21 protein-coding genes are annotated in these 23,202 nt (G+C 70.6%); 11 read left to right on the forward strand and 10 right to left on the reverse strand.

The window, feature by feature from the left end; all coding sequences use genetic code 11:
• Positions 1 to 1,697, forward strand: a 1,697-nt coding sequence (locus ON27_RS17370) for a DEAD/DEAH box helicase (RefSeq protein ID WP_043727946.1), incomplete at its 5' end; no start/stop codon positions are given.
• Positions 1,697 to 2,251 (forward strand): SWIM zinc finger family protein, encoded by a 555-nt coding sequence (locus ON27_RS17375; RefSeq protein ID WP_043727948.1) that lies wholly within the window; start codon positions 1,697 to 1,699, stop codon positions 2,249 to 2,251. The genes ON27_RS17370 and ON27_RS17375, both read left to right, overlap by 1 nt.
• A 176-nt stretch (positions 2,252 to 2,427) precedes the next feature.
• Here the strand turns inward: ON27_RS17375 and ON27_RS17380 are convergent, their stop codons facing one another.
• Positions 2,428 to 2,997 carry a class I SAM-dependent methyltransferase gene (locus ON27_RS17380; protein ID WP_043727951.1) on the reverse strand — a complete coding sequence of 190 codons (570 nt, stop codon included), beginning with the start codon at positions 2,995 to 2,997 and terminating at the stop codon, positions 2,428 to 2,430.
• Positions 2,998 to 3,052: 55 nt separating this feature from the next.
• Between ON27_RS17380 and ON27_RS17385 the strand changes: the two genes are divergently transcribed.
• Positions 3,053 to 3,820 carry an AraC family transcriptional regulator gene (locus ON27_RS17385; protein ID WP_218003006.1) on the forward strand — a complete coding sequence of 256 codons (768 nt, stop codon included), beginning with the start codon at positions 3,053 to 3,055 and terminating at the stop codon, positions 3,818 to 3,820.
• Here the strand turns inward: ON27_RS17385 and ON27_RS17390 are convergent, their stop codons facing one another.
• Positions 3,821 to 4,561 (reverse strand): SDR family NAD(P)-dependent oxidoreductase, encoded by a 741-nt coding sequence (locus ON27_RS17390; protein ID WP_043727955.1) that lies wholly within the window; start codon positions 4,559 to 4,561, stop codon positions 3,821 to 3,823.
• Between the two features lie 105 nt (positions 4,562 to 4,666).
• Here ON27_RS17390 and ON27_RS17395 point away from each other — a divergent pair, with 105 nt between their 5' ends.
• Positions 4,667 to 5,269: a TetR/AcrR family transcriptional regulator gene (locus ON27_RS17395; protein WP_043727959.1), complete on the forward strand. Its 603-nt coding sequence runs from the start codon at positions 4,667 to 4,669 to the stop codon at positions 5,267 to 5,269.
• 6 nt (positions 5,270 to 5,275) lie between these two features.
• Here ON27_RS17395 and ON27_RS17400 read toward each other — a convergent pair whose 3' ends face one another.
• Positions 5,276 to 7,027 carry a DEAD/DEAH box helicase gene (locus ON27_RS17400; protein WP_043727965.1) on the reverse strand — a complete coding sequence of 584 codons (1,752 nt, stop codon included), beginning with the start codon at positions 7,025 to 7,027 and terminating at the stop codon, positions 5,276 to 5,278.
• 191 nt (positions 7,028 to 7,218) lie between these two features.
• On the opposite strand from ON27_RS17400, the gene ON27_RS17405 reads away from it, so the two are divergent.
• The gene (locus tag ON27_RS17405; RefSeq protein ID WP_083887638.1) at positions 7,219 to 8,382 is read left to right on the forward strand and encodes a YihY/virulence factor BrkB family protein; all 1,164 of its coding nucleotides are present in this window, start codon (positions 7,219 to 7,221) and stop codon (positions 8,380 to 8,382) included.
• On the opposite strand, the gene ON27_RS17410 is transcribed toward ON27_RS17405, so the two are convergent.
• Entirely contained in the window at positions 8,355 to 8,591 is a 237-nt protein-coding gene (locus ON27_RS17410) for a DUF3039 domain-containing protein (protein WP_043728083.1), read from the reverse strand. The genes ON27_RS17405 and ON27_RS17410 overlap by 28 nt on opposite strands.
• A gap of 186 nt (positions 8,592 to 8,777) precedes the next feature.
• On the opposite strand from ON27_RS17410, the gene ON27_RS17415 reads away from it, so the two are divergent.
• On the forward strand, positions 8,778 to 9,131 hold the full coding sequence (locus tag ON27_RS17415) for a DUF3099 domain-containing protein (protein WP_043728085.1): 354 nt from the start codon (positions 8,778 to 8,780) through the stop codon (positions 9,129 to 9,131).
• Positions 9,132 to 9,194: 63 nt separating this feature from the next.
• Here ON27_RS17415 and ON27_RS17420 read toward each other — a convergent pair whose 3' ends face one another.
• On the reverse strand, positions 9,195 to 10,493 hold the full coding sequence (locus tag ON27_RS17420; protein WP_043727970.1) for an MFS transporter: 1,299 nt from the start codon (positions 10,491 to 10,493) through the stop codon (positions 9,195 to 9,197).
• Between the two features lie 179 nt (positions 10,494 to 10,672).
• Between ON27_RS17420 and ON27_RS17425 the strand changes: the two genes are divergently transcribed.
• The 3 genes from ON27_RS17425 to ON27_RS17435 all read left to right on the forward strand — a co-directional run bounded on the left by ON27_RS17425 (position 10,673) and on the right by ON27_RS17435 (position 14,162).
• Positions 10,673 to 11,416, forward strand: a complete 744-nt coding sequence (locus tag ON27_RS17425; RefSeq protein ID WP_043728088.1) for a VOC family protein — start codon at positions 10,673 to 10,675, stop codon at positions 11,414 to 11,416.
• 63 nt (positions 11,417 to 11,479) lie between these two features.
• Positions 11,480 to 12,997 (forward strand): DUF7782 domain-containing protein, encoded by a 1,518-nt coding sequence (locus ON27_RS17430; RefSeq protein ID WP_051046706.1) that lies wholly within the window; start codon positions 11,480 to 11,482, stop codon positions 12,995 to 12,997.
• 196 nt (positions 12,998 to 13,193) lie between these two features.
• Entirely contained in the window at positions 13,194 to 14,162 is a 969-nt protein-coding gene (locus ON27_RS17435; protein ID WP_043727973.1) for a sigma-70 family RNA polymerase sigma factor, read from the forward strand.
• A gap of 166 nt (positions 14,163 to 14,328) precedes the next feature.
• Here ON27_RS17435 and ON27_RS17440 read toward each other — a convergent pair whose 3' ends face one another.
• The 3 genes from ON27_RS17440 to ON27_RS17450 form a co-directional block, all read right to left on the reverse strand.
• Entirely contained in the window at positions 14,329 to 14,631 is a 303-nt protein-coding gene (locus ON27_RS17440) for a DUF4333 domain-containing protein (protein WP_051046707.1), read from the reverse strand.
• 156 nt (positions 14,632 to 14,787) lie between these two features.
• On the reverse strand, positions 14,788 to 17,460 hold the full coding sequence (locus ON27_RS17445; protein WP_043727976.1) for a bifunctional acetate--CoA ligase family protein/GNAT family N-acetyltransferase: 2,673 nt from the start codon (positions 17,458 to 17,460) through the stop codon (positions 14,788 to 14,790).
• Entirely contained in the window at positions 17,453 to 18,724 is a 1,272-nt protein-coding gene (locus ON27_RS17450) for an acetoin utilization protein AcuC (protein WP_083887641.1), read from the reverse strand. The genes ON27_RS17445 and ON27_RS17450 overlap by 8 nt, the downstream gene beginning before the upstream one ends.
• A gap of 209 nt (positions 18,725 to 18,933) precedes the next feature.
• Between ON27_RS17450 and ON27_RS17455 the strand changes: the two genes are divergently transcribed.
• Both ON27_RS17455 and galE read left to right on the forward strand, forming a co-directional pair.
• On the forward strand, positions 18,934 to 19,620 hold the full coding sequence (locus tag ON27_RS17455; protein WP_043727979.1) for an iron-dependent transcriptional repressor DtxR: 687 nt from the start codon (positions 18,934 to 18,936) through the stop codon (positions 19,618 to 19,620).
• 3 nt (positions 19,621 to 19,623) lie between these two features.
• Entirely contained in the window at positions 19,624 to 20,604 is a 981-nt protein-coding gene (gene galE, locus ON27_RS17460; protein WP_043727983.1) for a UDP-glucose 4-epimerase GalE, read from the forward strand.
• Positions 20,605 to 20,795: 191 nt separating this feature from the next.
• Here the strand turns inward: galE and ON27_RS17465 are convergent, their stop codons facing one another.
• Positions 20,796 to 21,875, reverse strand: a complete 1,080-nt coding sequence (locus ON27_RS17465; RefSeq protein WP_245559991.1) for a DUF4192 domain-containing protein — start codon at positions 21,873 to 21,875, stop codon at positions 20,796 to 20,798.
• A 448-nt stretch (positions 21,876 to 22,323) separates the two neighbouring features.
• Positions 22,324 to 23,028, reverse strand: a complete 705-nt coding sequence (locus ON27_RS17470) for a hypothetical protein (protein WP_051046708.1) — start codon at positions 23,026 to 23,028, stop codon at positions 22,324 to 22,326.
• Positions 23,029 to 23,202 lie beyond the last annotated feature (174 nt).

Genomic DNA, 23,202 nt, shown 5'->3' on the forward strand with positions numbered 1-23,202 from the left:
AGACCCTCGCGCTGGCCGTCCCCGCCCCCGACGGGTCCGTCGAAGTCGCCGACGTCCACGCCTCCTTGGTGGACCTGCCGACGCTCGCGGAATCGACGGTCGAGCACCCCGGAGAGTCGATGCGCACCTGGCAGCGGCTCGTGCGCGCCCTCCTCGCCGATCCCGCCGCGCAGCCGACCGAGGCGGACGCCGACAGCCTGCCCATCGCCGGGCATGCCGTGCCGGACGCGTCCGGCACGGCGATCGTCTCGGCGCCCCGCGCGCTGGGCGTCCTGCACGACACCGAGGCCGTCACCGCGGAGCTGCGGGGGACGCTGAAGACTCGGCTGCGGCCCTACCAGGCCCGTGGAATCGGCTGGTTGCGCGAGACCGTGGCCGCGCACGGCGGTGCGGTGCTCGCCGACGAAATGGGGCTCGGCAAGACCGTGCAGACCATCGGCTTCCTGCTCGACCGCGCCGAGGCCGGGGCGCAGCTGGTGGTCTGCCCCACCTCACTGGTCGGCAACTGGGCCCACGAGATAGGCCGGTTCGCCCCGGGGCTGCGGGTGGTCGTCTGGCGTGGCGGTGACGTGGACGCCGACGCCGCGACGGTCGTCGTCACGGGCTACCCGGCGCTGCGGCTGCACGGACGGCACCTGGCGCAGCGGAACTGGGCTACGGCTGTCTTCGACGAGGCGCAGGCACTCAAGAACCCGAGGACCCAAGTCGCGAAGGCGGCACGCGCGATCGATGCGGCCGCTACCGTCGCGCTGACCGGAACGCCGGTGGAGAACCATCTCGACGAGCTGTGGGCCTTGCTGCACCTGGTGGCGCCCCGATTGTTCGGGCATCGGACCCAGTTCCGGCGCCGCTTCGTGCGGCCGATCCACGAGGGGTCGGCAGCCGCCGCGGCGCGGTTGCGCGACGCCATCGAACCGGTCGTGCTGGCACGCACGAAGAGCCAGGTCGCCGCCGCGCTGCCCGCGAAGATCCACAGCGACCTGCTCTGTGACCTCACGACCGAGCAGGAGCGGCTCTACGACCAGCTCCTCGAGCGGGCCGTCGACGACGGATTCGGCGCGGGGATCGAGCGCCACGGCCGCGTGCTGGCGGCGCTGACCGCCCTCAGGCAGGTGTGCAACCATCCCGGATTGATCACCGGCGACCTGGGCGAGCTGGCCGGCCGCTCCGGAAAACTGGACCTGTGCACCGACATCGTCGCCGCCAACCTCGAAACGGGCAGTCCCACCCTGGTTTTCACCCAGTACCGCCAGACCGGTGAGCTGCTGGTCCGGCATTTCGCCGAACAGTTCGGGATGGCCGCCCCGTTCTTCCACGGCGGGCTGACGCAGACCGAGCGCGCGGCGATCGTCACCCGGTTCCAATCCCAGGACGGACCTCCGGTGCTGGTACTGAGCCTGCGCGCGGCGGGCACCGGCCTCACCCTGACCCGCGCCGCCGACGTCGTCCATTTCGATCGCTGGTGGAACCCGGCCGTGGAGGCGCAGGCCTCCGACCGGGTGCACCGGATCGGCCAGACCCGCACGGTCACCGTCACCACGCTCACCTCGACCACCACGGTGGAAGAGCACATCGCGGCCATGCACCACCGCAAGGCGGCGCTGCGCGACCTCGGCGACGCGGCGGGCATCGCGGCGCTGGCCGCGCTGGACGACGACCAGCTGATCGAGGTCCTGCGCCGCAAGAGGGAGAATTGATGGCGGACAACGAATTCGGCTACACCGTGTGGGGCATGGACTGGGTACGCCTGGCCGAGCCGCTGCGCCAGACCCGGCCGGACCCGCTGCTGCCCCGCGCGCGCAGCATCGCCCGCAACAACGGTGTGCAGGCCACCGTCGAAGGAGGGGTGGTGCGGGCCACCATCCACCGCGGCGGTCAAGCCTCGCTGACGCACGTGGAGGTGGCGCCGCTGCCCCGCAAGACGATCACGGCCATCGCCGCTGTCGTGCCGGACCCGACCGTGCTGACCGACGACATGCACCGCGCCATCGGCGCGGCCGGAGTCTCCGTCGCACCGGTGCTCGCGGGTACCGACTGCTCCTGCCCGGCCCGCTCGGCACGGTGTGTCCACGTACTCGCCGTCTACTACGAGATGGCGCGGCAGATCGATGAGTACCCGCGGCTCGCCCTGGCGATCCAGGGCTACTTCGCCGCCGCGCCGCAGGAATCCGACGCGTCCGCGCCACCGGCGCGATGGACGCCGATCAGCGCGCTGGATCCAGAGCGGTTCTTCACCACGACGCCCGGGTGAACGGCCGGACCGCGTTCGACGTGGCCGGTGGTCCCAGCCGCTTTCGTACACGGCCCGCCACTTTCACGATCGGAGCCACCGTTCGGTGTGCTTCGAGGGCACCGCGCTGCGACCTCCCACCGGTCACCGACCGGAGCGGCCCGAGATGCGCTCGTACCGGCAGCAGGGCCCGGACCTCACTGCGGCCGTCGAGCCCGGAAGCGGAAGCTCGAAGCGCCGGTGTCGATCTCGACGTCGGTGAAACCGATCCGGCGCAGCCGGTCGGCCGCGGTCTCCGGTGGGACGGGCACGCAGGTGTCGCCCAGGTGGATGAGCCGGAAGAGCCGGCCGTCGAGTCCGTCGCTGCCCGCGAACACGCCGCCAGGGCGCAGTACCCGCAGGGCTTCGGCGAACAACGCGTCCTGCCTGCCGGGCGTCGGCACGTGGTGCAGCATGGTGAAGCACACCACGGAGTCGAATCCTTCTGCGGGCAGGGGCATGTCGGCGCCGTCGCCATCGATGACCGTCATCGCCGCGCCTTGCCGCTCACGGAGCCTGGCGGCCAGCGCCGGATCGATCTCCACCCCGGTGAGTGTGGAAGTCCGGGCCAGCAGCGCGGAGACATTGGCGCCGTAGCCCGGGCCGATCTCCAGTGTCTCGGCGCCGAGTTCCAGACCGGACAGCGCCCACGGCACGATGCGCGTCGCGCTGGCCTTCTCCCACATCGAGGAGCGGCACAGCAATCGGTGAAATGTGTTCATCGCCATGCCTTCGACGCTAGGAACGGATCACGCCCGGCACGACAGGCTACGGTGACAAACTGTGTCGCAGAACGGCCACGCCGTGGTCCACCCCGTCCCACCCGGCACGACCGCCATGGTGTTCGGGACCGGTGTGCTCCCCGCGGGCCACTGGTTCGATCTGCACGAACATCCGCAACACCAGATCGCTTGGGCCGCACGGGGAGTCCTCGCGGTCGAGGTGGGCGACAACCGCTGGGTGCTGCCGCCGACCAGAGCGCTGTGGATCCCCGCAGGCATCGCCCACCGCACCGGCACCGGCGACGGCGCGGCGATGCGTGGCATCTTCCTCGATCCCGGCCGGTGCCCGGTCGCCTTCGGCGCGCCGACCATGCTGCGCGTGAGCCGGCTCCTGCACGAACTGTTCGACCTGCTGACCACCCCCGACACCGCTCGGCAGCGGCGCGAGCGCGCCGAGGCGATGGTGTTCGACCTGCTCGAGCCGGTCGAGGTGATCCCGATCGGCGCGCATCCGCCCATCGATCCGCGGGCGCGGCAAGTGGCGGACGCGCTCGCCGCCGATCCGTCCGATCCGCGCACGCTCGCCGAGTTCGCCGCCCACGTCGCCGTCAGCCCGCGCACCCTGGCCCGGTTGTTCGTCGCCGAGACCGGGCTCGGCTTCGGTCGATGGCGCACCCAGATCCGGCTGGCCGCTTCGCTGCCGCTGCTGGCCGCTGGGCTGCCGATCGCCCGGGTCGCGGGCCGGGTGGGCTACGCGACGCCGAGCGCTTACGTCGCGGCGTTCCGCCGGGCGGTCGGGGTTCCGCCCGGACGGTATTTCACCGGCTGATCAGGCGTTGGTGCCGCTGTCCACGGTGAGGAACGCGCCGGTGACGCTGCGGCCGGACGGACCGGCCAGGAAGGCCACCATGACCGCCACGTCGTCGGCGGCGCCGAAACGGCCGAGGGCGGTCAGGTCGCGCTGCTGCTGCGCGTGCGCGCCGTCGCCGGGGTTCATGTCGGTGTCGGTGGAACCGGGCTGCACCAGGTTCACTGTGATCGCGCGCGGGCCGAGCTCACGAGCCAACGCCTTGGTGAAGCCGTTGAGAGCGGACTTGCTGAGGTTGTAGAGCGCCAGACCGCCGAACGGCGCGTGGTCGGTCAGGTTGGTGCCGATGCTGATGATCCGCCCGCCCTCGGTCATGTGCGCGACCGCGGCTTGCGCCCCGACGAACGCGGCGCGGGCGTGCACGTTCAGCGCGTTGTCGATCTCGGCGACAGTGAACTCCTCGAACGGCTTGGCCGGGAAGATCCCCGCGTTGTTCACCAGGATGTCCAGCCCGCCGAGCTCGGACACGGCGCGATCCACCGCCGCGCGCACCGCCGCGGCGTCGGCGCTGTCGGCCTGGATCGCGACGGCTCGGCGTCCGAGCGCCTCGATCGCGTCCACCACCGTCTTCGCCTGCCCCTCGGCGTGCTGGTAGGTCAGCGCGACGTCCGCGCCCGCCGCGGCGAGGCGGCGCGCGATCGCCGCTCCGATACCGCGACTGCCGCCGGTGACCAGCGCGACCTTGCCCGTGAGGTCCGACATCGGTACTCCTCCAAATTTTGTGTCGATCGATACATAAATAGCCAAGCGCATCGGCCGCGGTGCTGTCAAGAGGTATATTTAACGATCGACACAGAAAGGTGTGGCATGGCTGAACGGGGACGACCGCGCGCCTTCGACCGCGCCGAGGCGTTGCGCCGCGCCATGGAGGTGTTCTGGGAGCACGGCTACGAAGGCGCGTCGATGAGCGACCTCACCGCCGCGATGGGCATCAACTCCCCCAGCGTGTACGCCGCGTTCGGCGGCAAAGAGGCGCTGTTCCGCGCGGCAATCGAACTCTACGGACGCACCGACGGCGGTTACACCGACCGCGCGCTGCGCGAGGAGCCGACCGCGCGAGCGAGCATCGAAGCCATGCTGCGGGACAACGCGGCCGCCTACACCGAGGAGAACAAGCCGCACGGCTGCATGGTCGTGCTCGCCGGTTCCACCTACACCACCCGCAACACGAGCGTGCGCGACTTCCTGATCGAAAAGCGCCGCGAGACGACCGACGACATCCGGCACCGGCTCGATCGCGGCATCGCGGAGGGCGATCTGCCCGCAGGCACCGACACCGCGGCACTGGCCGGCTTCTACACCACGGTCCTCTACGGCCTGTCCATCCGAGCCCGGGACGGCGCGACGCCGGCGGAACTCACCGCGTCCATCGATTGCGCCATGGCGGCTTGGCCCGCCCCGGCCGGGTGACCCGGACTATTTCCGGCGCAACGCGGCGATGCGCTCACCGAGCTGCTCGGCCGAGGCCAGCGCGGTAGGCGGGCCGCCGCATTCCCGGCGCAGTTCGCCGTGAATCACGCCGTGCGGTTTTCCGGTGCGGTGATGATGCATCGCTACCAGGCTGTTGAGTTCGCGTCGCAATTCGCCGAGCCGATCGGCGGTGGCGACCCGCTCCGCGGCGTTCGCCACCTGCGGCCCGGGGTCGGAGACGGGCGCGGGAACGCTCCGCTCGGAAACTTGCTTGGCCTGCCGCTCGCGCAACAGCGCGCGCATCTGCTCGGCGTCCAGCAGTCCCGGTATCCCCAGGTAGTCCGCCTCCTCGTCGCTGCCTGCGAACGTCGCGGTGCCGAAGGACGAGCCGTCGTAGATCACCTGGTCGAGTTCGGCGTCCGCGGCCAGCGCGACGAAGGACTTCTCCTGCTCGCCCGGCTCGTCCTGCTGTTTGTTCGCCTCGGTCAGCAGTTCGTCGTCCAGGCCGTTCTTCTCGCGATGCGGCTTACCGATCACGTGGTCGCGCTGCAACTCCAGCTGCGCGGCCAGGTCCAGCAGCACCGGCACCGAGGGCAGAAACACGGTCGCGGTCTCGCCCGGCTTCCTGGCGCGCACGAACCGCCCGATAGCCTGCGCGAAGTACAACGGCGTGGAAGCGCTGGTCGCATAGACCCCGACGGCCAGGCGCGGCACGTCGACGCCCTCGGACACCATGCGCACCGCGACCATCCAGGGCTGCGCGCTGTTGCTGAACTCGGCGATACGGCTGGAGGAGGCCGGGTCGTCGGAAAGCACCAGCGCGGGCTTCTCGCCCGAAATGTGTTCCAGCAGTTCGGCGTAGTCGCGGGCACGGTCCTGGTCGGTGGCGATCACCAGCCCGCCCGCGTCCGGCATGCCGGAGGCGCGCTTCTGGCGCAGTCGGATGTCGGCGGCGCGCAGCACGGCGGAGATCCAGTCGCCCGCCGGGTCCAGCGCGGTCCGCCAGGCCCGGGCGGTCTGCTCGGCGTTGAGCGGCTCACCGAGACGCGCGGAGTACTCCTCGCCCGCGCTGTCGCGCCAGTGCGCCTCACCGGAGTAGGCCAGGAAGACCACCGGCCGCACCACGCCGTCGGCGAGCGCCTCGGCGTACCCGTAGGTGTGGTCGGCGCGGGACTTCGGGAAACCGGACTCGTCGGGTTCGTAGACGACGAACGGGATCTGGCTGTCGTCACTGCGGAACGGGGTGCCGGTCAGCGCGAGGCGGCGGGTGGCGTCGCCGAACGCCTCGGCGGTCGCCTCACCCCAGCTCTTGGCGTCTCCCGCGTGGTGGATCTCGTCGAGAACGACCAGCGTCCTGCGGTTCTCGGTGCGCACACGGTGGCGGAAGGGATGCGCCGCGACCTGCGCGTAGGTGACGACGACACCGTGGTAGTCACCGGAGGTGCCGCCGGTGGAATTGGAGAACCGGGAGTCGAGCGCGATGCCGGCGCGCGCCGCCGACTGCGCCCACTGGTGCTTGAGGTGTTCGGTCGGCGCCACCACGGTGATCTGGTCGACGGTGCGGTCGGCCAGCAGTTCGGCCGCCACGCGCAGCGCGAACGTGGTCTTTCCCGCGCCCGGGGTGGCCACGGCGAGGAAGTCCCTCGGCTTGGTGGCCAGATACTTCGTCAGCGCGCGTCGCTGCCAGGCGCGGAGGGAGCCGCCCGCGGCGGTCCCCCTTGCTCTCGAATCGCCCGGCGTCTCCGCTTCTCCCGCCACAGCGGCGCCACCCGACCCAGTCACGCAGACGACCCTAGCGGCCGGGTCCGGCGTGTCGCCAAACCGACGCGGCGTGCGCGACGGGCGTCACAGGCCGTCGGCCGGGACGCTGGGAGTTCACCGGATGCCCACCGACACGTCGCGTCCGCACGCCGATACCGATCGCCGAAGTGCGCGATGCTGTATGCACGATGACAGATCACCGCGCCCTCCCGGGCGATCCGCCGCGGCCCGACACACCGTCGCCCCGCGGCGTCGGCGTGCGTAGCGGGACGTGGACCGAGCGGGCGAGCGGGCGCGCAGCGGAGGCGAGCCGGCGGGCCGGCGCGCTGATCGCGCGGGTGGCGGTGAAAGCCTGGGCGGATTCGATCTTCGCCAAGTCGGCGGCGGCGGCGTTCTGGCAGACGCTCTCGCTGGCGCCGCTGCTGCTCGGCGTGCTCGGCAGTCTCGGTTACGTCGGCGGCTGGTTCGGTCCGGACACCGTGCAGATCGTCGAATCGAAGATCATCGCGTTCAGCCAGGACCTGTTCAGCGCCGGCGTGGTGACCGACCTCATCGAGCCGACGGTGCAAGACGTGCTCGGACGCGGTCGCGGCGCGGTGGTCTCGGTGGGCTTCGTGCTGTCGTTGTGGGCCGGATCGTCGGCGATGGCCACCTTCGTCGACTCGATCGTGGAGGCCCACGACCAGCAGGACGCCCGGCACCCGGTGTGGCAGCGCATCTTCGCGCTGCTGCTGTACGTGCTGTTTCTGGTGGCCGCGGTGTTCATCCTGCCGCTGGTGGCGCTGGGGCCGACGCTGATCGGCCGGGTACTGCCCACCGCATGGCGGGCGACCGGCCTGCAACTGCTGGATTTCTTCTACTACCCGGGCGTCGGCCTGCTGCTCATCGTCGGGCTCACCACCCTGTACAAGCTGGCGCTGCACACCTCGCTGCCCTGGCACCGGCTCTTCGGCGGGGCACTGGTGGCGGGGGTCTTCTTCATGGCGGCCAGCGACGTGCTGCGCCGCTACCTGTCCTGGGTCACCCGCACCGGCGTCACCTACGGTGCGCTGGCGACGCCGATCGCGTTCCTGCTGTTCACCTTCTTCCTGGGCTTCGCCGTGATCCTCGGCGCGGAGTTCAACGCGGCGGTGCAGGAGTTCTGGCCCGCCCGCGCGACGCGCATGGAGCAGGTGAAGGAGTGGATCGCCAACCAGGTCAGGGGCGAGGGCGGCGCCGACGAGGACGCGGCCGACCGCGACGAGACCGGCCCGGTGGCGGACGACGCCGCACGGGCCGCGTTCGACCTACGCGCGGCGCCGTCCTCCGGGGACGTATCCGCGTCTCAGTCGCCCTTGCGTAGGCCGTCGTAGACCTTCTTGCACTCCGGGCACACCGGAGAACCGGGCTTGGGCGAGCGGGTCACCGGGAAGACCTCTCCGCACAGTGCGACCACGTGGGTGCCCATCACGGCGCTCTCGGCGATCTTGTCCTTCTTCACGTAGTGGAAGAACTTCGGGGTGTCGTCGCCCGTCGTCTCGTCGGTCGTCGTATCCGGGCGAACCATGGTGTCGGTGCTCACGGGTTCCATGATGCCGCATCCAGGAGATGCCGGGCCGACCACGGCATACATCACTGTGGCGAATCGAGAGCCGACCACCGCCATGTGCGCGGACGGACCGCGAGTGGAAGACTCGGGGGTATGCAGCAGAACGGCGATTCCTCATCCGCCGACGGCCGCGACCGCGAAGAGCACCCGGACGTGACGATGCCGACGCAGCCCCGCCGTTCCCCCGGATACTTCCCCGGCAGTGACGACAGACACCCGGCGCTGATCACCGAGGCGGCGCCCTCGCTGGAGGACCAGCACCGCGCTCGGGTGCGCCGGTACACCATCATCATGGCGTTCCGCATCCCGTGCCTGGTTCTGGCGGCGATCGCCTACAGCGCCTTCGGCAATCCGCTGGTGTCCATCCTGATCCTCGTCGCGTCCATTCCGCTGCCCTGGATCGCGGTGCTGATCGCCAACGATCGCCCGCCCCGCCGCAAAGACGAGCCCAGCCGCTGGGACCGTCAGCGCACGGCCATCGAGTCCCGATCACACAAGGCCATCGACGGCTGACTCCTGCTCAGCGCTGTTTCCGCGCACGCGACGGACACCGCGAGCGCCCGTTCCGCGCCGGGCTCACGTCCCGTCGGTGGCCGGGGCGCGGCGGATGACGGCCGACAGCACGGCCGCCGCGGCGCACAGCCCGCCCGCCAGATACCAGGCCAGGTCGTAGCCGCCCTGCACATCACGGATGACGCCGGCGCCGGTGGCCGCCACCGCCGAGCCGATCTGATGGGAGGCGAACACCCAGCCGAAGGCCACCGGACCGTCGGCGCCGAACAGTTCCCGGCACAGCACGACCGTCGGCGGCACGGTGGCCACCCAGTCCAGGCCGTAGAAGACGATGAACACCCACAGACTCGGCCGCGTGTCCGGCCCGAGCAGCATGGGCAGGATCAGCAGCGACAGGCCGCGCAGCGAGTAGTAGCCGATCAGCAGATAGCGCGGGTCGATCCGGTCGGTCAGCCAGCCCGACGCGACGGTGCCCGCCACGTCGAAGACGCCGACGAGGGCGAGCAGGCTCGCCGCGGTGGTCGGCGGCATGCCGTGTTCGTGCGCCGCACTGACGAAATGGGTACCGACCAGGCCGTTGGTCGACGCCCCGCAGATCGCGAAACCACCCGCGAGCAACCAGAAGCCGGGCCGCCGGGCGATCGTCCCGAGCACGGTCAGCGCGCGTGAAGCGCCACCGGCGGCGGGCACCCGCAGCCCCGCCGTGCTGTCCGGCGCCGCGCCGTAGGCTCGCACCCCGAGATCGCTCGGATAGTCCCGGATGAACAGCAGCACCAGCGGCGCGACGGCCAGCGCTGCCCCGGCGACGATCAGGGACGGCGCCCGCCAGCCGTGCGCGGTCGCCAGCGCCGACACCAGCGGCAGGAAGATCAGCTGGCCGGTCGCGCCCGCCGCGGTGAGCACGCCGGTCACCAGACCGCGCTGACGCACGAACCACCGGCCGGTGATCGTCGCGACGAACGGCATCGACATCGACCCCACGCCGATCCCGACCAGCAGACCCCAGGTCAGCACCAGGTGCCACGGCCGGGACATGAACACCGTCAGCCCGCTCCCCGCGGCGACCAGCAGCAGCGCGCAGGCCACCACCCGGCGGATGCCGAAGCGATCCATCAGCGCCGCGGCGAACGGCGAGATCAACCCGTAGAGCAGCAGGTTCAGCGACACGGCCGTCCCGATCGTGCCGTGCGACCACCCGAACTCCTGGTGCAGCGGGTCCATCAGCACACTGGGCACCGACCGGAAGGCGGCCGCGCCCAGCAGCGCGACGAAGCCGACGGCCGCGACCGGCCACGCGGGGTGCACACGCCGGCGCGGCCTGGAGTGGAGCTGCACCGGGCCCGGCGTTCGAAGTTCGGTCACCGGCTGAGCTTGGCGGAACTATGCCGACGCAACGAGTGGCTGGAATGCCATATGTCATCAAATTCGCGCCATTCGCGGCGGCCCCGGTATTTTCTCGACAAGGCGGGCACGCGTCCCTAGGGTCGCAGGGAGCCTGCGGCGCCACGAGCACCGTCGCGGGCCACAAGACAGGAGTGAACATGATTCGGTGGATCTGGGTCTTCCTGGACCGCCCGACCCAACGCTTCGACGATTGCGCCGAATTCTGGTCCACGGTCACCGGCACCCAGCTCTCCGCGCGGCGGGGTGTGGACGACGAATTCCTCACCTTGTTGCCCGACCCCGCGCTGTTCGCCGCGGCGAGCGTGAAGATGCAGGCGGTGACCGGTCTCGGCGGTGTGCACCTCGACCTGGACGTCGACGACATCCCCTCCGCCGTTCGCACCGCGCTCGACCTGGGCGCCGAGCTGGTCGCCAACCACCCGGACTACGCCGTGCTGCGGTCCCCCGGCGGCCAGACCTTCTGCTTGACTCCGAGCGGGCGCGCCACGAGCACGCCCGCCCCCGCCGTCCGGGCTCCGGACGGCACCTTGTCGCGTCTGGACCAGGTGTGCCTGGACATCGGCTCCGACGACCACGAGGTGGAGACCCGTTTCTGGACCTCGCTGACCGGTTGGACGTTCCAGCCCGGCAGGCGGCCGGAATTCGCCCTGCTGCGCGACACGCAGCGCCAGCTCCCCGCGCAGTTGCTGTTGCAGCGCCTCGGGGAGAACCGGCCGACCAGCGCGCACGTCGATCTGGCCGCGGGCGACGTCGAAGCCACCGCCGCCTGGCACGAGTCGCTCGGCGCGACCGTGGTGCAGCGGCACGAGCACTGGATCGTGCTGAGCGATCCGGGCGACGCGCTGTACTGCGTCACCGGCCGCGATCCCGGCGGGATCTGACCGGCGCGGTGACACTGCGGGCACCTGATCTGCGCCCTCGGGCCGCGGTGGCAGAGTACCGGTGTGCCTACGAATCGACCGCCCACCACCGGATCGCTGCTCACCGCGCTGTGCCCGGACCTGCGCGCCGCGCTCACCAGGGTGGGTTACGACGCCGACACCTTGCTCGCGGCACTCGGCGACGCGCACGCGGCGTTGAGCCGGTCGGAGCCGGTTCCGGTGCGCCGCGCGGCGCGCGCGGCGGGTGAGCTGGGCACGCTGATCCGCCTGCTGCTGCTCGGCGATGCCGTACCGGAGCGGGAGGTGGCCGCGGCGCTCGCGCCGGTGCCGCTCGACCGCGCGGTCGCCGCGGGCCTGCTGGACCGCGACGGCGACCAGGTACGGGCGGCGCTGGACCTGCGTCCGCTCGACGCGGGCTCGGGCACCAAGTGGATCCTGTCCGACCTCGACGATTCCATGCGACGGCGCACGCTGACCGAAGATCACGTCCTGGGCGTGGGCCACGCTTCCCTCTCGCTGCTGCGCGCGACTCCCACCCGCCCGGTCGGGACGGTGCTCGACCTCGGCACCGGTTGCGGCGTGCAAGCGGTGCATGCCGCCTCCTACGCGCAGCGCGTCACCGGCACCGACGTCAACGCGCGTGCGCTGTGGCTGGCCGAGGCGACCGCGGCGCTCAACGGCCTGGAGGTCGAACTGGTGGAGGGCTCCTGGTTCGAGCCGGTCCAGGGCAGGCGCTTCGACCAGGTGGTGGCCAATCCGCCGTTCGTGGTGGGTCCCGCGCGCGTCGAGCACACCTACCGCGATTCCGGCCTCGCGCTCGACGGCGCAAGCGAATTGGTGATCTCGCAGGCCGCGGGCCTGCTCGCGCCCGGAGGCACCGCCGCGATGCTCGCCGCCTGGGTACATGCCGAGGACGAGGACTGGCGCGGGCGCGTCTCGTCCTGGCTGCCCGCGCACGGAGTGGACGCCTGGGTGGTCCAGCGCGACGTCGCCGACCCCGCGCTGTACGTGGGCACCTGGTTGCGTGACGCGGGCTCGGACCCGCGTGACCCCACCGCCCAGGCCCGTGCGGAGCGGTGGCTGGACGCCTTCGAGGCGGCGCGCGTGGAGGGAATCGGGTTCGGGTTCGTCTATCTGCGCGCCATCGAAGGGCCGACCGAGCTGCTCGCCGAGGATCTCACCCACGGTTTCGACGATCCGCTCGGCGACGAGGCCGTCCGGTATTTCGAGCGCTCGGCTTGGCTGCGCGCTGTCGCCGGTGACGAAAAAGTTGCGTGGACTTCACGTTTCGTCGTGGAACCGGCGACCGCGTTGGAGCGCGTGTATCTACCCGGCGCCGACGGATGGGCCCCCGAGGTGGCGCGGCTGCATCGGGGCGACGGGCCGCGCTGGCAGCACGAAGTGGATGAGGCCACAGTCTCGCTGCTGGCGGGAATGCACGCCGACGGCCTGCCGTTGTACGAACTGATCGAGCTGCTGGCGCTCGCCCACGGATCCGAGGAGGTGAGCGCCCAGTTCGCGACCGACGCGTTGTCCGTGGTCACCGGATTGGTGCGGCACGGACTCATCCGGCCCGTGTGATCCTGCACGGCAGCCGTGCGCCGGTCGGTGCAGGTCCTGGCCGGGGAACGTCCCGTGTTGCGGTGCTTCTCAGGAACTTCTCAGACGTTCGAGGCGAAAACCGCTGTTCAGAGCGGTTTATGCCAGCCGTGACGGGGAACTTTCTTTCTGTCGGGTCCGTTGATCGGAGTGAGACACCACCGACAGGAGGCAAGTCATGACAAGCCCCGCCACCACTCGTGTGCGCACCAGCGATTCGGACCTCGACGCTCAGAGCCCTGCCGCCGACCTGGTACGCGTGTACCTGAACGGGATCGGCCGCACCGCGCTGCTCACCGCTGCCGACGAGGTCGAGCTGGCCAAGCGCATCGAGGCGGGCCTCTACGCGCAGCATCTGCTGGAAACCGGCAAGCGACTGTCGGCCACCCGCAAGCGTGATCTGGCGATCATCGTGCGCGACGGTCAGGCCGCCCGGTCGCATCTGCTGGAAGCCAACCTGCGCCTTGTTGTCTCGCTCGCCAAGCGTTACACCGGCCGCGGCATGCCGCTGCTCGATCTGATCCAGGAGGGCAACCTCGGGTTGATCCGGGCCATGGAGAAGTTCGACTACGCCAAAGGCTTCAAGTTCTCCACGTATGCCACCTGGTGGATCCGTCAGGCCATCACTCGCGGCATGGCCGACCAGAGCCGCACCATCCGCCTGCCCGTCCACCTGGTCGAGCAGGTGAACAAGCTCGCCAGGATCAAGCGCGAACTGCACCAGCAGCTGGGCCGGGAGGCCACCGACGAGGAACTGGCCACCGAATCCGGCATCCCGGTCGACAAGATCTCCGATCTGCTCGACCACAGCCGTGACCCGGTGAGCCTGGACATGCCGGTCGGCAACGACGAAGAGGCCCCGCTGGGCGATTTCATCGAGGATTCCGAGGCCACCTCGGCCGAGTCCGCCGTCATCGCCGGTCTGCTGCACCACGACGTGCGCAGCGTGCTCGCCACCTTGGACGAGCGCGAACAGCAGGTCATCCGGCTGCGTTTCGGCTTGGACGACGGCCAGCCGCGCACGCTGGACCAGATCGGCAAGCTGTTCGGTCTCTCCCGCGAGCGGGTGCGTCAGATAGAGCGCGAGGTCATGTCGAAGCTGCGTAAAGGCGAGCGGGCCGATCGGCTCCGCGCCTACGCCAGCTGATCATCCCCGGCGCCGGATGCTCCCGAGCAGCACCGGCGTCGGCTGGGTGACCCTCCCGCCGGGTCACCTTTCCGCGCCGACCGGTGACCGCGCGTACCCGTCTCCTCCGGGTATTGTGCGAGCCGGTCGGCGGTGTCGTACTTCCCCCCTTTCCGCCGTGCCGGGCTCAGCCTTCTTCCACCGCGATGTCGTATTTGACGGTGTCGCCTTCCACCGAGGTCACCGTCAGTTTCACGTTCAGCGTGTCGGCGCCCGCGGTCAGCGTGCAGCGCATCGTGGTCCCCTCCTTGCCGGTGAGATCGCCGGGACAATCGATCGAATCGGGTTGCTGACCGACCTTCTCGGTGAGCGAGTCCTTGACCGACTTCTCCAGATCGGCCTCCTGAACCTTCGGAGTGCCGACGCTGACCGAACACGCGGTGAGTGCCGCCGCGAGCAGCGATAGCAGAGCAACACTTCGGATCTTCATGGCGAGTGGGCCTTTCTTTCGGACGAACCTGGCATCCCCACATCGCGGTGACAGCGCTCGTCCGTTATCGGACATCCCAGGTGTGACCTGTGCGAGCCGACGTCGCAGCCGCGCCACACCCGCCCACGGCAACCGGCGCGGCGATCCCGATGACGCTCAGCCCAGTCGGCGCGGACCGGTGTCGAAACGGCTCGGCTCCGGGCCGATCCGACCGCGCGCGTAGATGATTTCCGCCGAGGTCGGTGAGGCCAGCACCGGATCGAAGGCCAGCTCGCGCATTTCCGGCAGGTCGTCGAACAAGGCCGAAATACGCTGGGCGAGTTCGGCGAGGGCTGCTTTGTCCACCTGCGGACTCGCCGGGGTGCCCGACAGCAAAGGCGCGGCGCGCGGCGCGTCGATCAGAGCCGTGGCCTCGTCGGCGGTCAACGGCAGTGCCCGATAGGCGCGGTCACCGAGCAATTCGATGATCAGTCCGGACAGACCGAACTCGATCACCGAACCGAACGACGGGTCGTCCTGCACGCGCAGGATGCATCCCACGCCTTTGGTCGCCATCTTCTGGATGTGCAACACCGGGTCACCGCACAGCTCCGCCAGGTCGACGTACGCCTGCCGCACCGCTTCCGGCCGCCACAGATCGAGCCGGACCCCGGTGAGATCAGGCCTGCGCCGCCACAATTCGCCGGTCGCCTTGGCCGCCACCGGATAGCCGAGTTCCTCCGCGGCCGCGACCGCCTCGTCCGCGGTGCGCACCTCGCGGAATTCCACGACCGAAATGCCGTAGCAGGCCAGCAATTCCACCGTCTCGAGATCGGTGAGCCGGCGTCCGCCGGAACCCGCCATCCAGTCCGCCACCAATTGGCGCGCGCGGTCGGTGTCGATCCCCTGCGGCCGCACCACCGGCGACACCGGTCTGGTTCGCCATTCGGCGTATCGCCGGACCCGGGCCAGCGCGCGTGCGGCGCGTTCGGGATCGGGATACGACGGAATCGACCCGTGCACCGCCGTAGCACCCGGACCGCGCACCGCGAGCAGGTTCGGGATTCCTTGCTCGGCGACGAACGTGGTGAGGATCGGCTTTCCCGCCTCGGGCACAGCGGCCGCCGCCGCCCGGATCGCGTCGGCGAAACCGGCGGTCGGCAGCGGCACCGGGGGAGCGAAGACGACGATCACCGCGTCGGTCTCCTCCGAACGCAGGGCCTCGACCAGAGCGTCCAGGTACGCACCCGGCGTCGCCTGCGGGCCGAGGTTGACCGGCTCGCCGACCGCCAAGCCCTCACCGCGCGCCGCGTCGAGGGCCAGCCAGTTGAGCGCCGTGCTGTTGCCCACCACGGCCAGCCGCTGGCCGCGCGGCAGTGGCTGATAACCCAGCAGAGCCGCGCAGTCGAAGAGTTCGGAGATCGAGTCGACCTGGACGATGCCCGCCTGCGCGAACAGATCCCGCACGATCGAGCGATCCATGTCCCCCGCGGGCTGGACGGCGGAGCGGCCGCTGCTCACGGCGACGATCGGTTTGGTGCGCGCGACCCGGCGCGCGATCCGGGAGAACTTGCGCGGATTGCCGAAGCTCTCCAGATACAGCAGCACCACATCGGTGTCGGGATCGCTGTCCCAGTACTGCAGCAGGTCGTTGCCGGAGACATCGGCGCGATTACCCGCGGACACGAACGTCGACAAGCCCAGATTGCGCGCCGCCGCCTCCCCCAGGATGGCCGCGCCCAAGGGCCCGGATTGGCAGAAGAACCCGATCCGCCCACGCCCGGGCAGCACCGGAGCGAGGGTCGCGTTCATGGCGACCGCCGGATCGGTGTTCGCGATGCCGAGCGCGCTCGGCCCGACTACGCGCATCCCGTGACCACGAGCGGCGGCCACGAGTTCACGTTCGGCCGCCAGACCCCCCTCGCCGGTCTCGCCGAAGCCCGCGGTCAGTACCACGAGTCCTTTGACGCCTTTGGCCATGCAGTCGTCGAGCACCGACCCGATCGCCGCGGGCGGTACCGCGACCACAGCGAGATCGACCTCGTCGGGGATCTCCCGGACTGTCGCGTATGCCCGCACTCCCCGCACCGACTTGCGGTTCGGGTTCACCGGGAACACCGGCCCCTGGAACAGACCCGACAGCAGATTGGCCAGCAGCGCGCCGCCGACCCGCCCGGTCGCGGGGGTGGCGCCGATCACCGCCACCGACCGCGGGGCGAGCAGATTGCCCACACTGCGCGCCTCCGAGGCCCGTTCGCGCGAATCGCGCACCGACAGCAGCGCTTCGGTGGGGTCGATGGCGAACTCGAGATGCAGGACCGATCCGTCCCTGCTGCGCTCCACTTGATAGCCCGCGTCGCGGAAGACCGTCACCATCACGGTGTTCTCCGCGAGCACCTCGGCGACGAAGGTCTCGATCTTGTTCTCGGCGGCGGCGCCGGCCAGGTGCTCGAGCAGGATCGAGCCGAGCCCGCGGCCCTGATGCCCGTCGGCCACCACGAAGGCGACCTCCGCCGCCCGCGGCCCGTCGCGCTCCAGCAGTTCGTAGCGGCCCACCGCGACGATCGACTCGCCCAGTTCCAGCACCAGCCCGACCCGATCGTGGTAGTCCACGTGCGTGGTGCGGTACAGGTCTCTGGGCGAGATCCGCGGGTAGGGCCCGAAATACCGGAGGTACCTGGTGCGATCGGACAGTGCGCCGTGGAACTCCTGCAGCGGCTCGGCGTCGGCGGGTGTGATCGGACGCAGCCGGACGACGCCGCCGTCGGAGGCCAGCACGTCGGCGAACCAGTGCTGCGGCGGCGGGGGCGGCGCGGCGGGAGCGTCCGGGGTGTCGGGGAAGTCAGTCACGAGGATCCTCCGGGTCGAGACCTAGCAACCCGAAAGTCGCTCGGCGGGTGGCCAGCACGGCCATGTCTACGGCGCGTTGGGCACGGTCGATTCGCGCGTCACCGGTCTCGCCGGTGCCGCCGGGGCCGTCCCACGGACGGTAGGCGACGTCACCGCCGTCGCCCATGGTGCGCGGCGGGTCCGCCTGCGGCGCGGCCGCGCGGATCGTTTCGATCCAGTCCTGCGGAATCGGCGTCGCCGGATCGACGGTGCGGTCCAGCGCGGTGGCCAGCAGGTGCGTCCAGGCCCGTGGCACGACGCGGACCAGGCCGTATCCGCCGCCGCCGACGGCGAGCCAGCGTCCTTCGGCATAGCGGTCCGCGAGGTCGCGCATGGCGCGGAACGCCGCTCGCTGGCCGTCCACGGTGAGTTCCATATCGGCCAGTGGGTCTTCGCGGTGCGTGTCCACCCCGCACTGACTCACCACGATCTGCGGACCGAACGCGGCCAGCGCGCCCGGCACCACGGCGTGGAAACCTCTCAGCCACTGCGCGTCTCGGGTGCCGGGCAGCAGGGGCAGGTTGATCGACGTGCCTTCCGCCGCGCCCGCACCGGTCTCCTCCGGCCACCCCGTGTTGGGCCACAGCGTGGCCGGATGCTGGTGCACCGAAATGGTCAGCACCCGGGGGTCGCCGTAGAAGGCCCGCTGCACGCCGTCGCCGTGGTGCACGTCCACATCGATGTAGGCGATCCGGTCGAAACCGTGGTCGAGCAGCCAGGAGATGGCCACCGCCGGGTCGTTGTACACGCAGAAGCCGGACGCCGAATCCGCCATCGCGTGATGCATGCCACCGCCGATGCTCACCGCTCGCTTGGTGCGGCCCTCCGCGATCTCCTTGGCCGCGGCCAGGGTGCCGCCGACGATCGTGGACGCGGCCTGGTGCATCCGCGGGAACACCGGGTTGTCCGGGGAGCCGAGGCCGTAGGGCGCGGCGACGGGCGAACCGATCGGCGGCACGGCGCGTTCGACCGCGTCGAGATAGTCGGGCGTGTGGATACGCAGCAGATCAGGACGTCCCGCGGCGGCGGGTTCCAGCAGTTCGACACCCTCGAGCAGTCCGAGACTTTCCGCCAGCGCCATGGTGAACTTCAAGCGCGCCGGCTTCATCGGATGCTCCGGAGTCCAGGCGTAATCCAGGAACCGCTCGGTCCAGACGACGGTTCCGGACCGGCTCGACCCGGGCGAGATCGGCGCCCGACGTTCGCCGCGCGGTGCAGTGGCCATGATCGCAACGCTAGCGGGAAGCAAGCAACCCCGCGAAACGTTCCTATGCAGTACAAATACAAGAAAGTCCGCTCACGGCCGCCTGCCGTGCGCCGATCGGGTCGCCGCGATGCCGCCGGAGACGTCGTGCGCAGCGTGGAGCGACACGATCCGGCACACGGGGGCGCCGTCGTGCGTGGGTAGAATTCGTGCCGACGAAGGGGTAACAGGTGAAGGATCTGGTCGACACCACGGAGATGTATCTCCGTACCATCTACGACCTCGAGGAGGAGGGCGTGGTGCCCCTGCGCGCCCGGATCGCCGAGCGCCTCGAACAGAGCGGCCCCACCGTCAGTCAGACCGTCGCCCGGATGGAACGCGACGGCCTGCTGCTGGTCGCCGGAGACCGTCATCTGGAGCTGACCGAGAAGGGGCGCAGCATGGCCGTCGCGGTCATGCGCAAGCACCGGCTGGCCGAACGGCTGCTCGTCGACATCATCGGCCTCGACTGGCAGAACGTGCACGCCGAGGCCTGTCGCTGGGAGCACGTGATGAGCGAGGACGTCGAGCGCCGCCTGGTCGAAGTGCTCAATCATCCCACCACCTCCCCCTACGGCAACCCCATCCCCGGCCTGGACGAGTTGGGCATCATCCCGCCCGCCTCCGCCGACGAGAAGCTGCTGCGCCTGTCGGATCTGCCGCACGGCCAGTTGCACGCGGTCGTGGTGCGCAGGCTCGCCGAGCACATCCAGACCGATCCGGAGGTGATCGGCCGCCTGCGCGAGGCGGGCGTGGTGCCCGACGCTCGCGTCACGGTGGAGACGAAGCCGGGTTCGGTCGTCATCACCGTGCCCGGCCACGACGGTTTCGAATTGCCCGACGAGATGGCGCACGCCGTCCAAGTGAAGTTGGCCTGATACGTGAAACTTCTGGTTACAGGTGGCGCGGGCTACGTCGGTGGCGTGTGCGCGCAGGTTCTGCTGGAAGCCGGCCACGAGGTGGTCGTGCTCGATGATCTGTCCACCGGCAATGCCGAGGGCGTCCCTTCCGCCGCCCGGTTCGTCGAGGGGGACCTCGCGGAGGCCGCGCCGCAGCTGCTGGCCGCCGAAACCTTCGACGGCGTCCTGCATTTCGCGGCGCAGTCGCTGGTGGGCGAGTCGGTGCAGCAGCCGGAGAAATACTGGCACGGCAATGTCGTGAAGACGTTCGAACTGCTGGAGGCGCTGCGGCGCACGGGAACGCCGCGCCTGGTGTTCTCCTCCACCGCGGCGGTCTACGGGGAACCGGAGCAGGTGCCGATCACCGAAGAGGCCCCGACCCGTCCGACCAATCCCTACGGCGCGTCGAAATTGGCCATCGACCACGCCATCACCTCGTACGCGGTCGCCCACGGATTGGCCGCGACCAGCCTGCGGTACTTCAACGTCGCGGGCGCCTACGGCGGTCTCGGCGAGAACCGGGTGGTGGAGACGCATCTCATCCCGTTGGTGCTGCAGGTCGCGGCCGGGCATCGCAAGGCGATCTCGGTCTTCGGCACCGATTGGCCCACACAGGACGGCACCGCGGTCCGCGACTACATCCATATCCGCGACCTCGCCCAGGCCCATCTGCTGGCTCTGGCGACCGCGGAAGCGGGCACCCATCGGATCTACAACCTCGGCAGCGGTACCGGCTTCTCCGTGCGAGAGGTGATCTCGGCCTGCGAGCGTGTCACCGGCCTGCCGATCACCGCGCAGGACGCCCCCCGCCGCCCCGGCGACCCGGCGACCCTGATCGCGTCCAGTGCGCGCGCCATCACCGAACTCGGGTGGCGCCCCGAGCACAACGACCTCGACGAGATCGTCACGGACGCATGGGATTTCTTCCAGTCGCTCGGGCCGCGCGCGCACAGCGCGCAATAACCGGCCCTGAGGGTCCCGAGTCGACCGAGCGTCGGCTCGGGCCGGATCTCCCGTACCGGCCCACCGGCGCCGAGATCGCCGCGGGCCGGTGTGACCGGACGAAGCAACGCGCGCCCCGGCGCCGTCGGAGCAAGGTGCAGGGTCAGCGGGCCGCGTACCGCACGGGCGGTTTCGGAGCCGACGACCCGCTTTCACGACGGCGACCGATCGAGGTCGACGCCGAGGCCTGCGGCGGTGCGGTAGCCGCTGTCCGCGAGGCGACGCAGTTGTTCCGGGCGCATGCCCAGGCGCAGCGAGGTATCGAGCAGCATCGCCATCGGATGTCCCGGATCCGCCGCCAACGCGGCCTCCAGCGCGATGCCGGCCAGCGGGCCGTCGCCGCGGACGTAGGCGCTGTAGCCCAGCAGAGCGGCGGCTTCGGCACGATCCGTGCCGGACAGCGCGCGGGTCAGCGTGACCCACAGGGCCTCTGCCGCATCGGCGTGGTCGCCGACCGCCAGCGCGAACATCACGTCTCGTACCGATCGATCACGCAGGGCGACAACGATTTTCGCGAGTTCGGCGGCCATCGGCGCGGCACCCGAGGCGGTGTTGGCGATCTGCCACAGCACGTAGTCGAGCGCTTGCCTGCTGTATCCGATCGGATCACCGCGCCGCGCGGCCCGGGCGGCGCGCCCGCGGGCCAGGGTGAGCGCGTCCTCCATGTGCGCGGCCACCTCGGCCCGAAGGACCGGGTCCAGCGCGATCAGATCGGTGAGTTCGGAGCGCGAACCACGGATCGGCCTGCCGTCGAGCACGTGGGTCAGCGCCACCAGGGAGGCGGCCGGATCCCGGAGCACCCCTCGTCGCTCCGGTCCGGCCAACGTCCACCAGCGCTGTCCAGCGGCGATCGCAGGCACCGCCCACACTCCGCCGAGCGCGATGTCACCGGCGGCCAACCGCCTGCCGAGCGAGCCGACCAGCACGTCGAATCGTCCGGACGCGCAGCCGTGCCGGTCGCCGCCCGCGCGCGGCGCCACGGCGCGATCGTCGACGACGACCGCCAGCACCTCGGCCGCCTCGTCATGGGCGCAGATCCGCGCGACCGCGGCGGCCAGTGTCGCGCCTCGCACGCGCCGCCCGCCGGGCGAATCCAGGTCGAAGCGCACCACCGCGTCGACCATCGCCCCGTCGGCAACCCCGGGCCGCAGCACCAGCACGACCACCGATCGTTCCGGAGTGAATCCCAGCATCGCGGGCACGGCGGCGATCAACTCCCCCGGATCGGACACGCGCACGGCATGATTCATGCCCCGGAAGGGCGGAGGATCGTCGCGACACCGGATATGCCGAGCCGGCCCTCCCCTACTTCCCTTGCTCCGTTCTCCCGTGATCGCGGCGGAAACCGGTCTTCGCGCGACGACGCCGGGCGTGACCCGGCCCTCCTCGGCAGGGGAGGTCGACGCGCGATCAGCACGGTGGCACAGCCGGGATGCGTCGTTGTCGTCGGCATCCCCGCCGTCGACCGGATCAGGGGCGGGAAACGGAGTGGCGGAAGTGGTCATGCTCCGACGATGCGACTCGGCGATCTCCGCCCTCGGACAACGACCTGGCGATTCCCCTCGTCTGGGGAATTCGCCTCGCGCTGTGCACGACTCGCCTACCGGTCACGTATATCGCGATCGAGGTCGGTGGCCCCTGCTACGGTGCCGCCGGGGCCGACTGTCCCGCCGCCCGTTTTCATCTCTCCCGCACTTTACGCACAGCAGTCGCGAACAGCGCATCCAATGCCGCGGTATCCGGTTCGCCATCGGCGAACGACATGTACGTCACAGTGATCCGCACGTCATCGATCTGCCCGGCGTACGTGCGCATGGACTGGGTCAGTCCGGCTCCCCCGGACTGGGGCCGCACGGTCCTGCGCAGAGACAGGGCGTCGTCGGCGTCGATCGGCGGCGGCGAATCCAGCTCGGTCGTCACGGTCGTGGTGGCGCCCGCCCGGCTCACCCGCACCGACTCGCACTGCCGCGTCCTGGCGCGCAGCGACGTCAACGGCTCGCCGGTGCGGGTCAATTCGACGGTCAAGGTGGCGCGCGTGACGTCGTCCGTGCCGACCGCCATCGCCGTGCGGTCGGGTCCGAAATCCTGGTGCGGCGGCGCGCACCGGCTGGGCTGGACGTCGGCGCCGCGACCCATGCCGTCCAGGTCGCCCGCCGCCTGGGCCACGGCCTCCTGGGGCAGCACCACCGCCGTGTACGGCGGCGGGAACTGGGCCGGATCCGGCAGCAGCGTCGGTAGTTCGGCGCTCACGTGCCGAGTCACCGTGGCCGGGGCCGATATGACCGGCCGCCCCGGCACCGTCGACCCGCATCCTGCGAGCAGTACCGCGCAGGCGACCGGCGCCACCCAGCCCCACCGCACACGCGTCGAATCCGCCACGGTCACATCCCCACTGTGCCAAACTCCCCGGGCCCAGCCTGTGATGCCACGCCGCCGAGCCGGGAATGCGCGGGCCACCGATGCTGTTGCCTGGGAGTACGGGTCGGTGTCCGGCCGTGCGCGATGACCGTCATCGGCATGGGGGACAATGGACGGTGGTCCCCGGTTCGGGCGACTGCT

It is taken from the genome of Nocardia asiatica NBRC 100129 (assembly GCF_000308415.1).
Classification (GTDB): Bacteria; Actinomycetota; Actinomycetes; order Mycobacteriales; family Mycobacteriaceae; genus Nocardia; species Nocardia asiatica.